Source organism: Cobetia sp. 3AK, from assembly GCF_029846335.1.
In the GTDB taxonomy this organism is placed as follows: Bacteria; Pseudomonadota; Gammaproteobacteria; order Pseudomonadales; family Halomonadaceae; genus Cobetia; species Cobetia marina.
The window spans coordinates 1-14,166 of record NZ_JARWKR010000011.1; the positions used below are offsets into that span (position 1 = coordinate 1).

The following is a 14,166-nucleotide window of genomic DNA, read 5'->3' on the forward strand; positions in this document are numbered from 1 at the left end:
GCGTTGGAAACCCGTCAAGCCTTGAAGGGCGCTTCTGCACTGAAGGCCAGCCCCGCCGATGCCGGCGGTCTGATGCTCGTCATGCCGCGCAAGGTGCTCAAGTGCTGCGCCGTCAGTCCCCTCGCGGCTTCCGACGCCTCGTGCTCTCGCTCATCCTGCGTCTCGCTCAGCAGCGACGGATAGTGCCGCGCCCACTCGGCCAGCTCCTCAAGCCCCGTGGCAAGACTGACCGTGGGCCGAAATCCGGTCAGCGCCTGGAGTGCCGAGGTGTCAGCCCAGGTGCGCTCGACATCGCCCGGCTGCATCGGCAGCAGACGTCTGCGGGCCGTGATGCACAGCGCCGCTTCCAGTCCGTTGATGAAGTCTCCCAGCGCGATGGGCTCGCCACGGCCGAGATTGAGCACCCGTGACGGTGCCGCGCTGGACACCTGAGCGGGTGGCAGCGGTATGAGACGCAAGATGCCCTCCACGATGTCACTGACATGGGTGAAGTCACGTGCCATCTGCCCCCGGTTGTAGACATCGATCACCTCACCGGCCAGCAGCTTGCGCGCGAATCGCAGCGGCGCCATGTCCGGTCGGCCGCGCGCGCCATAGACGGTGAAGAAACGCAGCCCCGTCACCGGCATGCCATAGAGGTGCGAGTAACTGTAGGCCATCAGCTCATTGGCTCGCTTGGTGGCGGCATACAGCGACAGCGGCCGCTCCCCTACCTGGGCTTCCTGCAGAGGCTGAGCGGCGTCATCCCCGTAGACGGAGCTGCTGGAGGCGTAGAGCAGATGACTCGGACGCGCGGCACGGCACGCCTCGAGAAGGTTGACGAAGCCGACCAGATTGCTGTCGACGTAATCGAAGGGCTGGCTGATGGAATGCCGCACCCCGGCCTGGGCGGCCAGGTTGACGACCACCTCGAAGCCCTCGTCCTTCATCAAGGCGAGCAACGCCTCGCGCTCGACCAGATCCAGCGGCACGAAGCGGAAACTGCCCGGCCGGCGGCCATCGCCGCACTCTCCCGCACACTGGCTGGCCAGCATCTCGAGGCGCGCCAGACGATGCCTCTTCAGCGCCAGCGGATAATAGGGATTGAGGTTGTCGAGTCCGACGACCTGCATGCCTTCCTGCAAAAGGCGCTCGCACAGCGCGGCGCCGATGAAGCCTGCGGCTCCCGTGACCAGAATCTTCATGCTCATTGTCTCTCCTGCGCGGACATGTCCCGCTTTGATGACGCGGACGGCAAGCCGCCCAACGCCGCTGCGGGAATCGTCATCACTCGATGGCGTCCCTGATGGAAGATCCGTGAGGTATCCGCCTTGCCATCCGCTGCCGCCTGACACCAGTCGCGCATGCCGGCCAGCGGGCCTTGCGTGCCTGGCAGACGCAGACACTTCTCCGCCTCGATCACCAGCCAGCCATCCGGATGCGCCGCCTGCCAGGCGCTAAGCGACCCCGCATCCCGCGTGAGCGTCTCCAGTGGCCGGGTCAGACGGCCGGTGAATTGCCAGGTCGCTTGATAGTCCCAGCCGACGACAGCCACCTGCTGGCCAGCCTGCTGTCGGCCATTGATCCATTGCGCGATGGCGGTCTGATCCAGATGCGGCCACAGCGGGCGCAATGTCAGGCTCAACAGACAGGTCACCAGCAATACGCTGCCCAGCACCAGACGGCGCTGCGCATTCAGGACGCCGTCGTGGCGGGTCTGCACACCCGACACCTGACGCGCACTGATTGCCCCAGACGTCGCGCTGGACGGCCACAGGCCTGACATCAATGCCAGCAAGCCCGCGCCAGCCAGGAAACTCGACAGGCTGGCACTGTTTGAGGCCACCAGTGCAGAGTCCGCCGACCATCGTGCAAGGCCTGTCGGCGCCAGTGACGGCATCACGATGACCGCCAGTGCCAGACTGGCAACGCCCAATCCACCGCTTGTCATCGCCAGCAACCGCAGCGCCCCATGAGCCGGTGGCTGACGAAGCGCCGCCCAGGCCAGCAACAGGCTCAGCGGCACCAGCAGCGGCATCAGGTAATGCACCTGCTTGCCGGAGATGAGCGAGAAGATCAGCAGGCCACTCAGCGCCCAGACGCGTCCCAGCCTCAGCAATGGCTGCTCGGCCGTCGGCCGCTGGGCAATCGAGGCCAGAAAGCCTTCCAGCAGCAGACGCGGGCGCAGGCTGAACGGGAAGATCAACACCACAAGCCATGGCAGATACCACCACAGTGGCCGCGCATGATCCTGCGCGGAGACTACCCGATGCGCCGTCTGCCCCCACAGCAGGTCCTCCACGTAGCTGGCCGGCCCGGTGATGACGGCGGGCAGCAACCACACGCACAGCACCACGAGCCCCAGCAGCAGACTCATTCCCCAGCCGCGCCACTCGCCGGCCCAGACCTGGTGGGCCTTCGCCTGAGTCCACCAGGGGCGCGAGCCGACCACCACAGCAAACCACAATAGCGCCACCGGCCCCTTGGCCAGCAGGGCAAGTCCCAGCCACAGCCCACTCTCCGCCACCGCCTTCCAAGGCAAGGGCTGAGCCCCCAGCGGCGAACACCAGGGCCGCAGCGCCCCCAGCAGACAGGTGGTCAGCAGTACATCGAACATCAAGGCCTGGCTGTAGAGCATCCACATCAGGCAACCGGCGAGCGTCCAGCGGGTCAGAGAGACCCACTGCTCACGCACCTGCCATTCATCGCCCTCCCCCGCGGCCACCGGCCACAGGGTGCGAGCGACACGTCCCAGCTGCCAGATCCCCAGCAGACTGACCAGCGGCATCAGCACTTTCGGCCAGACTTCATTGACCCCGAAGACCGCCCAGCCAGCGTGGATCAACCAGAACAACAGCACCGGCTTGTCCGCGTAGGGAGCGCCATTCATGCTCGAGACGAACCAGTGACCGGAATGCCACATCTCCCACGCCACCGAGACATAGCGGGTTTCATCGATGGGCAGATAGGGTCGCGCCAGCGCTCCTGCCATCAGCAAAGTCAGCCACAGTGCCCAGCACAGCCGCTCGCTGGCACACAGGTTGGCCCCTGAGCTGACGGCGCTTTCGGCCAGCGCCATCGCCTTGCGCCAGCGGCCAGCCCGGGTGGCGGGCTCCGTCTCGCTGCGCTTGATCACACGTGAGCGGGGTGTCTGACGTTTCATGGGCGGGCCTCCGTCATCACGTCATGGCGCCCGGGGAGACCGATCAACCGCGCCGCCTCCTCGGAGACCGAGGTCGGCGCCAGATACATCGGCGCGGCATCGGCATCGCCGCGACACGCCAGCGCCGCTCCTCCGGGTAGCAGGGCCCAATGTTCATCCGGTTCACTCAGCGTGATGGCCTGCGTTGCCTCCAGGCAGGCATGCCGCTTGAGCATCCTGGGAGTCATCAGGGCCCAGCGATGCTGCGGCGCCGCTTGCAGCCAGGCATACAGCCGCGAGAACTGGTCCGCCTCCGACGTCTTGTAGCCGAAGTGCCATAGCGGCTGGCGCGCCTGCAGGAGGTACTGCTCCCGGAAGTCAGGGATCGCCAGCGCCTGGTGATCACTTTGCTCGGCGACCTGAGCCATCAGTGCCGCCGGATTGCGCACCGGGTCCATCAGTCGCGCGCCCCAGGTCCCCCACAGGACCCAGAAGACCACCAGCCAGCTGCCCAGCGCGAGCAGGCCACCGCGCGGTTTCCACCCCGCGCACAGCGCCACGCCAGCCCCTCCCAGAAGCCCCCACCATCCCCAGGGCACCAGGCCTTCCTGCTCGGCAAGCCTCGTCAATGCCGGAAGTCCAGCGGCCCCCAGCAGTGCCGCGCCCAGAAAGATGCCGGCAAGTCCCGCGCACAGCGCGAAGGCCAGCCAGGCGACATGCCGCTTTCTGGACAGGCCGGGCAACAAGGGCGCCAGGCCGACCACCAGCAGCGGCAGCGCCGGCAGGAGGTAGACGCCCCGCTTGCCGGGGGACAGCGAGAAGAACACCACGATCAAGACCGCACCGCTCAACGGCAGCCAGACGCGTAGATCACGACGCCACAAGCGGGTGGCGAGTGCCTTCGGCCACCAGGGCAGCGTCAACAGCAGCGGCATCCACGCCCAGGGAATCACCTGGGTCAGGAAGTAGTGCCAGGGCTTGAGGTGGTGCCAGCTGTCGGCGTAGCGCTCGGCGGTCTGCTTGAGCAGGAGGTTGTCGCGATAGGCTGCCAGCTCCGGGTCGGCAGAGAGCAGCGACATCACCAGCATCGGCCCGACCCAGACCAGTGGTGCTGCCAGCAACCAGCAGAGCCCGATCAACAGCTCACGCCAGGACAGCTGACCGGCACGCTGGCCACCACTGCGCCAGCGCGACGCTCGGCGCATGGCCAGCAGCCAGAACGGCAACATCAGGAGCGGCAGGAAGCCGACTCCCTTGGTGATGATGCCCAGTCCCATCGCGAAACAGCCAAGATGGAAGTAGCGCACACCATCATCGAGCAGTGCATGGCGCAGCAGCCCCCAGCAGCCGAGCATGATGAAGGCGGTGACCAGCATGTCGATCTGCGCGGTACGTGCCTGCAGCACGAACTGCAGCGTGGCGATCAGCCACAGGCCGGCGATGAAGGCGACGCGCTTCCCGTGCAGGCGACGGATCAGATCCACGCTCAGCGCCAGCGTCACCACCCCGGCGACCAGCGACGGCAAGGCGAAGCCGATGCGAATGTCGCCACTCACGCCGGTGGCCAGGCCACTGAGCCACATGAAGATCGGCGGCTTGTCGGGATACAGCTCTCCCCCGCGATGCGGCAGCCACCAGTGGCCGGTGACCCACATCTCGAGACCGTTGAGCGCGAAGCGTGGCTCATCCGCCGGCCAGGGCATGCGCATGCCGAGCCCGATGGCCGACACCAGCAGATACAGCAGCGCAAGGCTCCACCAGGGGTGACGGGCGAGGCGTTGATAGAGACGGGCTTGAAGCATCGTCGTCATGCGCACGATGCCTTGTGCCGAGCACTTCGTGCCTCGAGTCGCGCCACCTCATGGGTGAGTCGGGCATTCTCCTCCGCGAGTCGAGCGTGTTCGGCCCGCAGCCGACTGTCGCCGGCCGCGAGGGGTGAGCCCTCCGGCTCGCGGGCCTTTGAGGAAGCGGTGGGCTTCTCGACGCTCGGTGCATCGTCACTGGCCGCCTGCTGGCGTGACGCGCGGTCCCGCTTGATCAGGCTCAGGTTGCGCAGATAGATGAGGAGTCCGGCCCCCTGGCCGGCGATGAACACCGGGTCCTGGCGATGGATGGCATACGCCAGCAAGGTCATGCCGCCTGCCAGCGAGAACCACCAGAAGGCGCGCGGCACGATGGAACGACGCGCCTTCTCGCTGGCCAGCCACTGGATGATGAAGCGCGCCGAGAACAGCGCCTGACCACCGAAGCCGAGGGCCACCCACCACGGATTGACATCCATCAGTGTGCTCCCCGCGCCACGCCGGCGTGAGGTGTGGCGATGCCAGAGAGATCGACCGCCCCAGTCGCCCTGCCGGTATCGATCCCCGACATGTCTCTGGCGGCATGTTCGCCGACTTCCGATACATCACGGCTTCTGCATGCGGGATGGAGCGCGTCCTCCAGCGGCGACAGCGTCTCACTGACGGCATTGCCGGAGAGATTCTGCAGCGGCGAGGGCAGGCGCGAGCGACGCACCAGCCACATCACGCCGATGATGTCGCTGATGCCGACCCACAATCGATCGAAGAAGCCGTACTTGGAAACCCCGGCGACACGCTCACGATGGCGTACCGGCAAGGACTGCACCTTGCCGCCCTGGGCCCGCACCAGCGCAGGCAGGAAACGGTGCATGTGATCGAAATACGGCAGACGCAGGAAGACGTCACGACGTATGACCTTGATGCCGCAGCCGGTATCCGGCGTATCGTCATGCAGCAGCGCCTGGCGGATGGCATTGGCCAGTCGGGAGGACACGCGCTTGACGGCGTCATCGCGGCGTTCGGTGCGATGCCCCGCCACCATGTCCAGTCCCTCGAGACTGGCCAGTGACAGCATGTCCGGCAGGTCTGCCGGGTCGTTCTGGCCATCACCATCCAGAGTCGCCAGCCATTCGCCACGCGCCAGGCGTGCGGCCTGCCACAAAGAGGTGCTCTGCCCGAAACTGGTGTCATGGTGATAGGGACGCAGCCGCGAATCTTCCAGGGCTGCCTGCGTGAGCCAGCGCCAGCTGTCATCGCTGGAGCCATCATCGACCACGATGATCTCGTAACGCCGACCGGCGAGTGCCGCATGCACCTCGGCGATCAGCTTCGGCAGGTTGTCTCGCTCATCACGCCCGGGTATCAGCACCGAAATTCCCTCGCTCGAGGAATCCTCCTGCGCTGACACATGCGGTGAGCTGGGGGTGGGCATTGCGATTGAGGACGGCATGGCACGGCTCCTGGCGAGGATGGGGCGGAGGACATGACGGCCAGTTGCCGGTGCCCCTGTTAATCTGGGCAGGCAGGCCGCGCGTTGCAGCAGAGACTGCGCGCGAACCATTAAGACAGCATTAAGTGAGGCTCAGATGACACCCGCCAATGCAGAAAGCCCCCGTCGCGCGGGGCGACGAGGGCTTCCTCAAGGGTCCATGATGCTGCCGGAGACGGTGCTGCAAAGGCCTCGGCGAGAGCCGGCGTCAAGGTCAGTCGTGATTCTGCCAGTGGTCCCGCCCCCACTGCCGGCGCTCGGCGGGCGTCAAGAATGACCAGACCACACAGCGACTGATCTTCTGTCCCTGGGACATCTCGATCACCCGCACCTCGCTGGCACCGCTTGCCGCCAATGCCTGCTTGATCCCCGGCAGACTGCTGGCATGCGCCACCAGCGAGCTGAACCACAGACAGCGCGACGCCACATCACGACTCTCGCTGACCATGCGCGTCACGAAGGCTTCCTCTCCTCCCGGGCACCAGAGTTCGGCCGCCTGACCTGCGAAATTCAGCGCGGGTGCCGACTGGGCGCTGTGTCGGCGAGACCTGTCGACCCTGGACCTGTCGTCACCAGCCCGCTCCTGGCGAGTCCTGCCCTTGCGCGAGGCATTGCCGCGCTGCTGTCGCGACTTGTCCAGCCCCCGCCATTTGCGCTGCGCCTCACGCGCCATATCAGCTTCGCTGGCATGGAATGGTGGATTGCACAGCACCAGATCGAAGCGTTCCGCCTGCCCCCAGAGCCCGGCGAAGAGGGCGCGCCGATCCCGTTGCAGACGCAGCTCGATCTGACCACGCAGCACCGCATTGGCCATCACGTTGCGGTGGGCCGATTCCAGCGCCGTGGCGCTGATGTCACTGCCGACCATCTGCCAGCCGAAGCTGCGATTGGCCAGCAACGGATAGATGACATTCGCACCGACACCGACATCCAGCGCCCTGACTCGCTCCCCCGGGGGCAACTGCCCCCGCCCGTTGGCCTCGACCAGCAGGTCCGCCAGATAGTGCAGATAGTCGGCCCGGCCGGGAATCGGCGGACACAGATAGCCCGCGGGAATGTCCCAGTCGCTCACCCCGTAGTGATGACGGAGCAAGGCGCGATTGAGGGCCTTGACGGCCAGCGGGTCCGAGAAATCGATCGAGGCGTTGCCGCCCGGTGTCGTGATGAGAAAGGCCGCCAGTTCCGGGCTGACCCGAGTCAGCGCCGACATGTCATAACGCCCCCGATGGGGATTGCGCGGGTGCAGCTCTCCCTTGCGGGCCGGCATCACCTTGACGGGCGCCGCGCTGGAGGTGGCGGGCTTCCCTCGGGAGGCCGGCTGCCGCCTGGCGGGCGAATCGTGTCGGGAAGAGGCATCGGACTTGGACGGGGAAGCACCGCGTGGGCGGCGCGAAGAGGAGGACATGACGACATACCAGGCAATGACGGGGCCCGCCATCTTACCAGAGGGCGCAGTGACAGGCGGCTACCCTCGGGCAACTTTGCCCACCGCAGACGTCCTGTGCTTGGAAAACGCCCATGGGAGGACGTTCACGGTGAGAATTCACCACCATCCGGCGGGAGCCGCGAGAGCTGCGAGAGCCACAAGTGCGATAAGCGAGGGCCCGCCAGACGAGACGCGGCTCAGCCAGGGGCTTTGCTCAACCAGGGTCACTGCTCAATCAAGGTCACGGCTCAACCAGGGTCACCGCTCAACCAAGGTCACTGCCGATCAGTGCCCCACGCGCGTTGGCACGCTGGTCGACTCGGCGCGCCTGGGCACGACGTGCCGTGGGACGCTCGATGGCCAGCGGGCAATTGCTGCAATAGCCAAGGCATTCGATACGGTAACGCACGCAGCATACCTTGCGGGGCACATGCCGTTCGCCATGGCGGTCCATCACCTCGCTGACCGGCTGATACAGCGGATTGCGCCGCCCGTCCGCCAGCACCCTGGTCGCCATCAGCTGGCGTGCCGGCGCGGCCTGCGCGACCCACCCCTGCTCCTCCAGCATGCCGACGATGTACACGAAGTAATGTGCCGCGTTGCTCCAGAAGACCTTGGGACCCAGCGGGGTATGCGGCACGAGGCGCTCAATGACGGCCTCGAGATGCGCCAGATAGCCCTGGAAGCGCACCTGCAGCCGCGCCTCCTCCTCTGCCGCCGCGATATCTGCCGTGAGGCTGACGCCCTGACCTGCCGCGTCATCGAGTATCAGCTGGGTGACCACACCATGCTCGCCAAGGCGCAGCGAGAGATGGCGCAGCTCCAGCGGCAGTTGATGGTCGAGCAGCAGATTGGCCGCCAGTGGCAGCGATACCATCGAGGACAACAGGTACTTGGACCACTGGGAAAGCAGTGCCCGCTCATCCGGTGCCTCCGCGCCCTGCTGCCCCTCGTACTGCATGCCATGTGCGGCGATGCAGGCCGAAAGCCAGCCGGGGCTGAGCACATCACGTGCCGGCACGACACGGTCCAGCGATGACTCGCCACCTGCCTGCGCCTGAGCGCTGGAAGTGATCAGGTCCCGATAGGCAACCATCGGACCGGCAAAGAGCGGGGAAAGCGCGTCGATCATCGGTAGGCTCGCAGACATGAGGAGACGGACGGTGCCTCACATACTAACGAAAACTATTAGCATTTGCATATCAAAAAAGCGTGATGGACCACAGGCGTGTCTTCCCTCTCTCGCCAAGCCTGCCGCCCGTCAGAGCCTGCCATCCCGGCATAGCCGACGCCTGACCCAGGCATCATAGAGACGGGTCAAGGTCGGCTCGACCAGCGGACGAGTGATCAACCACCCCAGCCAGGCAAGGCCGGGGAGACGGGCCAGCAGCAGACGGTACGCCGGCATGCCATCGCAGATCCGCTCATCGGCCGTCTCGACATGCAATGACAGCAGCGCGCGCTGCAGGGGAATGCCCCGCGCGGCGAGACGCTCGGCATGCTCCGTCGCATCCCACCACTCGACGCCAGCATCGTGGCGCGACAGTCGCTCATAGCGTGCACGCTCACGCCGACATACGGGACAGCGTGCATCGTAGTAGACCTTGAGGGCCGCTCGAGACGGCGGCCGGGCGGAATCCGACATGCTCTGGCTCTCCGGGGGATGAATGTCAGCGTCTGGCCATCAGGGCTGCTGATCAGAGCTGGCGCAGGGACACGGCTCAGGAAGCCGCGCCGATCCGCTCGGAATACTGCTTGTCTTCATAGCGATGCAGCGGCGCATCCTCGCCACAGTCCGGCGTGGTCTGGAAGGTCTTGCGCACGTCGAGCACGCCCAGGCTCTGGATGGTGCGACGCCCCAGCAGTACCGGGTAATTCATGCCATCACGATCCCGCAGACTGAACTGCTCCTCGTAACGTTCGCCCCCCATGCACAGGGTCATCAGGACCACCGGGCGCGTATCACGTCCGCCGGCACCGGAGACGGTCAGGTCACGATAGAGCGGGCGCTCGAAGGAATTCTCGACCATGTCGCCGCTGGCCTCATCCTCGACCTCCACGTCAAAGCGCACCCATTCCTCGTCGTCACGCGTGAACGTCTCGATATTCTCGGCGTGCATCGAGGACGTCAGCGCGCCGCTGTCCAGCTTGGCCTTGACCAGCACGCCCCAGGGCTCGATGGTCGCCTTCTCCACCCAGCCGAAGACCTTGTCCTCCTCGGCCTGAGCCGCCGTTGGCAATGCCAGCGAGGCGATCAGCCCGAGCCCGGCAGCCCCGGCAAATTGACGGGTGACGCGTGAAAGAGAGCGTGAAAGAGAACGTGAAAGAAGGGTAGTAGCGTGTCTCGACATCGTGACTCCGGATAAAGGTGGCGACATTGCCAGCGCAACGTCCAACATCTTTCACCATGGAGGTTTGCACCAAGGTTAACAAGCCATGAGAGCACCACATGACATGTCATCGCGCCGCTACGTTGCGCTTGTGCTCCCTTGATCTCGCGCGCCTTGTCCATCAGGTATCACTGAGTGCCCGGACATTGCCCCGCTGAGATCGCCTCGCTGAGGTCGCCTTGCTGAGATCGCCTTGCTGAGATCGCCTTGCTGAGATCAGCGCCATGTCATCACTGCAGGAACACCGGTGCCGGGCCATCGCGCCATCCCATCAGAATGCCCGATACGACAGGAGGTCCCATGCAATCCGCGCTACGTGATCTACTTTCCGACTGGAGCCTGTTTCTCGGCTGGTTACTGCTCATGCTGCCGTCACTGGTCTGGGTCCTGCGTGACCTGACGACCAGCAATGCCCATCTGGCGCCGATGATGAAGTGGGTCTGGGGGCTGACCACGCTGTACTCCGGAATAGTGGGCCTTCTCGTCTATCGCTTTGCCGGGCGCCGCCAGATCGCGGACAACCGTGATGCACGCAAGGGACTGAGAAGCGTCGCGCACTGCTATTCGGGCTGTGGACTCGGGGAGTTCGTGGGGGTTGTGCTGGCGGTGGGTCTGCTGGCACTGGGCAACTTCGCGACGGCGATCATCACCTTCTTCTTCGCCTACCTGTTCGGCTTCCTGCTGACCGTCGGCCCGATGCTTCAGGCCGGCAGCGATGACAAGCGCAAGGTCATCCAGGATGCGTTCAGAAGCGAGACCGCCTCGATCTTCGTCATGGAGCTGGTGGCCATCTCGGTCGACCTGTGGCTGGGAGGCAGATCAGGCATGCATGACGCCCTGTTCTGGAATTCGATGGTCATCTCGCTGAGCCTTGGCCTGCTCGCCGCCTGGCCCGTCAATGTCTGGCTGGTGAAGCGTGGCATCAAGGGAGGCATGGCCGACCCACGCGAGACGGACCCGCATGCCCAGCATCACGCGCACTGCTGAGCCAGTCGCCGTGATGGTGGCTTGGTCTGCACTGCCCTCACGCTTTCCTCGTGCTGCTCTTGCGACGATCTCGCCTCGCTTTCTTGAACGTACCGCTTCCTTGAACGTACCGCCTTCTTGAAAGAGCAGACATGAAAAGGCCCCGCCGGGGAAACCGGCGGGGCCTTGCGGGCTATCGTCTCAATGGCTCATGCCACGGGACCTGCCTTGATGCACAGCTCGATCAGACGAACTCGCCATTGTGATGGACCTGCTGCACGTCTTCGCAATCGTCCAGCATCTCGAGCATCTTGTTGAGCAGCTCGGCGTCGTCACCGCTGACCTCGGTGTGGATCTGCGGGATGAAGCTGATCTCGTCGACTTCGAAATCAAGGTCTTCCCCGAAGAGATCGGTCAGTGCGCCCTTGGCCTTGAAGTGCTCGGTGGTCGGCGTCAACACGGTGATGATGCCGTCATCCAGCTCGATGTCGCTGACATCGACGTCAGCTTCCATCAGTGCCTCGAGCACCTTCTCCTCGTCGTCTTCCGCACCCTTGAAGGACAGGATGGCGCGGTGATCGAACATGTGCGAGACCGACCCCTGGGCGCCCAGCTTGCCCTTGCCCTTGTTGAAGCAGGTACGCACTTCACCGAAGGTACGGTTGTTGTTGTCGGTCAGGCAATCGACGATGACCATGACATTGCCCGGACCGAAACCTTCATAGCGGGCCAGCGCGAAATCTTCACCGCCGGCGCCCTTGGCCTTGTCGATGGCCTTGTCGATGACGTGAGTCGGCACCTGATCCTTCTTGGCCTTCTCGATCAGACGACGCAGGCTCAGGTTACCGTTGGGGTCGACACCACCGCTCTTGGCCGAGACGTAGATCTCGCGTCCGTAGCGTGAATATACGCGCGCCTTGTTGAGTGAAGTACGCGCCATTGACTCTTTACGGTTCTGGAATGCTCTTCCCATGCAAGTCGACTCTTGTCCGCCTGAATTCAAATGCCCTTGCGATCGTGTCGCGGGACCTGATGCACCGCCGCCACCTGGCCGCGATGCATTGCTGCAGGGAATAGTAACGCAGACCGCGCTCTGCGTCGCCATCGCGCCGCCCTGCTCGGCGCGGACTTGAGGGTTGTGTGCATGTGCCCGGCGCGATTGTCGGCGCGTCAAGGCACTGCCTCACAGGCAGTTGGTCGGCTTGGGCAGTCCTGCCAGGCGCGCGCCCACCTTGGGAGGACTGTCAGGAAACAGGCGCATCAGATGCAGCGAGCGCCCCTTTTCCGGCCCGAAGCGCTGGGTCATCGCCTTGGTCAGCGGCCGCATGGCCGGGGAAAGCGAGAAACGCTGATAGAAATCCCGCAATACCTCGATGACCTCCCAGTGTTCGGGAGTCAACTCACGGCCTTCTTCCGCCGCCAGCCGCTCGGCCAGCGCAGGGCTCCAGTCCTCGAGATCCACCAGATACCCCTCGGCATCCAGACCGATCTCACGTCCGTCGAGAGAAAGCGTACGTACCGTTTCACTGCTGGCCATTGCTCATCCTGATGTTTCGTTCCACTCAAGAAATGACATGCGACATGTCTGTCCGGCTGACGTGACACATCGCGCCGCTCAGAACCAGGAGATCGTCTTGTCCGCGGCCTCGGTCAGCGCGACGAAGCCATCCACGTCCACCACGATCACGCTCGCGCTACAACGGCCCGACAGGCCACGTGACTCGAGATCCTCACGCAAGGCGAACAGACGCCCTTCCAGGCCGACGAAATAGTGCTCCGCGCCAGCCAATGCGCCGTTGACACCATCCTCGATCAGCAGCAGCTGGTCCTCGGGCCCCATGGCATTGAGCGCATCATCCAGAATGCGACTGGAAAATGGCGAGCGATTGAGAAGATGAAGATTCATGCAATTATCCAGTCAAGGGAGGCAAGAGTGCGCGGGACAGAGACGCGCCTGCGAAAGGCGTGAGCCGCACGCCCGCCAGTGCGATCTTGCGCCCGAAGCGCGAGCGCGAGGGTGATGATGGCGGAGCATACCAGCCGCACGCCCGGGCGTCAGGCAGGCCTCAGAAGCTCAAGACCCGCGAGAAGGCGCCGGTCAGCACCACGATATCGTCGTGCTCCATCAGGGTCACCGGCAACAAGGCGATATCCTCGACGCTCAGGCCCCGTGCGCGCAGGGCGGCGGCATCCACATAACAGCGCTGGACATCGTACATGTCCAGCGCTGCCAGGAGATTGTCACTGCCCTTCTGCCCCAGCGCGCCCGGTTGCTGGCCTTCCAGCAGGGCCAATACGCCATCCCCACTGAACAGCAACCCGACCTCGCGCCCGAACGCCGCCGCGACCATCGCCGCCTCCAGCCCCTCGCGCAGCCAGCTGCTGCCATGCGGCGCGTGACGCAACAGGATCAACAGATCGCCCGGCGCGAGGTCATCGCTCACCTGCCCATGGTCGGCAGCGTGCGTCGCTGGCTGTGACATCGCATCACTCATGGTGCTCTCCTCAGGCGAAGGTGATCAGGTGGTCATTCTCGAGCGTGGCTTCCACCAGCTGCCCGAGTCCGGTCAACTCGAAGGGCGCCTCGAGGGTCGCCCCCTGCTTGCCGTGTCGCGCGGCTTCACGCTCATCGAGCATGCCACGCCTGAGCCCTGCTGCCACGCACACCTGCAGACGGGTCTCGCCCTGCTCCGCCAGCGCGATCCAGCGGTCCCGCAGATGTGGCTCATCCTGAGGAGGTGCCATCATCGTCGCCGCGTTGTAGACGCCGTCGTGATAGAAGAACACCGTGCTCAGACGATGCCCGCGGGCCAGCAACGCCTCGGCGAAGCGCAGGGCCGAATGACTGGCCTGCTGACTGTAGGGACCGCCGTAGACGGCCAGAGCGTAACGCATGTGAACCTCGAGTCGGCTGCGCATTGAGGGCGACATTCTAGCGCGAGTGGTGGCATCTGTCAGAGCCCCGCATCGCC

Annotated in this window: 15 protein-coding genes; 1 reads left to right on the plus strand and 14 read right to left on the minus strand. The window is 64.9% G+C overall.

Going from position 1 to position 14,166, the window contains the following annotated elements; translation table 11 throughout:
* Positions 1–14: 14 nt before the first annotated feature.
* The 9 genes from QD228_RS14425 to QD228_RS14465 form a co-directional block, all read right to left on the minus strand.
* The gene (locus tag QD228_RS14425) at positions 15–1,190 is read right to left on the minus strand and encodes an NAD-dependent epimerase/dehydratase family protein (protein WP_347882135.1); all 1,176 of its coding nucleotides are present in this window, start codon (positions 1,188–1,190) and stop codon (positions 15–17) included.
* Entirely contained in the window at positions 1,187–3,142 is a 1,956-nt protein-coding gene (locus QD228_RS14430) for a hypothetical protein (RefSeq protein ID WP_279875945.1), read from the minus strand. Before QD228_RS14430 ends, QD228_RS14425 begins: the two co-directional genes overlap by 4 nt.
* The gene (locus tag QD228_RS14435) at positions 3,139–4,932 is read right to left on the minus strand and encodes a glycosyltransferase family 39 protein (protein WP_279875946.1); all 1,794 of its coding nucleotides are present in this window, start codon (positions 4,930–4,932) and stop codon (positions 3,139–3,141) included. The genes QD228_RS14430 and QD228_RS14435 overlap by 4 nt, the downstream gene beginning before the upstream one ends.
* Positions 4,929–5,402, minus strand: a complete 474-nt coding sequence (locus tag QD228_RS14440; RefSeq protein ID WP_279875947.1) for a lipid-A-disaccharide synthase N-terminal domain-containing protein — start codon at positions 5,400–5,402, stop codon at positions 4,929–4,931. Before QD228_RS14440 ends, QD228_RS14435 begins: the two co-directional genes overlap by 4 nt.
* Positions 5,402–6,373, minus strand: a complete 972-nt coding sequence (locus tag QD228_RS14445) for a glycosyltransferase family 2 protein (RefSeq protein ID WP_279875948.1) — start codon at positions 6,371–6,373, stop codon at positions 5,402–5,404. Before QD228_RS14445 ends, QD228_RS14440 begins: the two co-directional genes overlap by 1 nt.
* Before the next feature lie 253 nt (positions 6,374–6,626).
* Positions 6,627–7,817, minus strand: a complete 1,191-nt coding sequence (rlmF, locus tag QD228_RS14450) for a 23S rRNA (adenine(1618)-N(6))-methyltransferase RlmF (RefSeq protein WP_279875949.1) — start codon at positions 7,815–7,817, stop codon at positions 6,627–6,629.
* A 286-nt stretch (positions 7,818–8,103) separates the two neighbouring features.
* Positions 8,104–8,970, minus strand: coding sequence for a siderophore-iron reductase FhuF (gene fhuF, locus QD228_RS14455; protein ID WP_279875950.1), 867 nt, complete (start codon positions 8,968–8,970; stop codon positions 8,104–8,106).
* A gap of 129 nt (positions 8,971–9,099) precedes the next feature.
* Complete coding sequence (locus tag QD228_RS14460) at positions 9,100–9,483, minus strand: DCC1-like thiol-disulfide oxidoreductase family protein (protein WP_176493049.1); 384 nt, start codon at positions 9,481–9,483, stop codon at positions 9,100–9,102.
* Positions 9,484–9,559: 76 nt separating this feature from the next.
* Entirely contained in the window at positions 9,560–10,189 is a 630-nt protein-coding gene (locus QD228_RS14465) for a RimK/LysX family protein (protein ID WP_279875951.1), read from the minus strand.
* Between the two features lie 339 nt (positions 10,190–10,528).
* On the opposite strand from QD228_RS14465, the gene QD228_RS14470 reads away from it, so the two are divergent.
* Entirely contained in the window at positions 10,529–11,215 is a 687-nt protein-coding gene (locus tag QD228_RS14470) for a DUF4396 domain-containing protein (protein WP_279875952.1), read from the plus strand.
* A gap of 223 nt (positions 11,216–11,438) precedes the next feature.
* Here the strand turns inward: QD228_RS14470 and QD228_RS14475 are convergent, their stop codons facing one another.
* The 5 genes from QD228_RS14475 to tusD form a co-directional block, all read right to left on the minus strand.
* Positions 11,439–12,167: a YebC/PmpR family DNA-binding transcriptional regulator gene (locus tag QD228_RS14475; RefSeq protein WP_077372806.1), complete on the minus strand. Its 729-nt coding sequence runs from the start codon at positions 12,165–12,167 to the stop codon at positions 11,439–11,441.
* A gap of 210 nt (positions 12,168–12,377) precedes the next feature.
* Positions 12,378–12,731: a TusE/DsrC/DsvC family sulfur relay protein gene (locus QD228_RS14480; RefSeq protein ID WP_077372803.1), complete on the minus strand. Its 354-nt coding sequence runs from the start codon at positions 12,729–12,731 to the stop codon at positions 12,378–12,380.
* A gap of 78 nt (positions 12,732–12,809) precedes the next feature.
* The gene (gene tusB, locus QD228_RS14485; RefSeq protein WP_084208989.1) at positions 12,810–13,100 is read right to left on the minus strand and encodes a sulfurtransferase complex subunit TusB; all 291 of its coding nucleotides are present in this window, start codon (positions 13,098–13,100) and stop codon (positions 12,810–12,812) included.
* Positions 13,101–13,260: 160 nt separating this feature from the next.
* On the minus strand, positions 13,261–13,689 hold the full coding sequence (gene tusC, locus QD228_RS14490; RefSeq protein WP_279875953.1) for a sulfurtransferase complex subunit TusC: 429 nt from the start codon (positions 13,687–13,689) through the stop codon (positions 13,261–13,263).
* A gap of 10 nt (positions 13,690–13,699) precedes the next feature.
* Positions 13,700–14,089, minus strand: coding sequence for a sulfurtransferase complex subunit TusD (gene tusD / locus QD228_RS14495; protein ID WP_077372797.1), 390 nt, complete (start codon positions 14,087–14,089; stop codon positions 13,700–13,702).
* Positions 14,090–14,166: the final 77 nt, after the last annotated feature.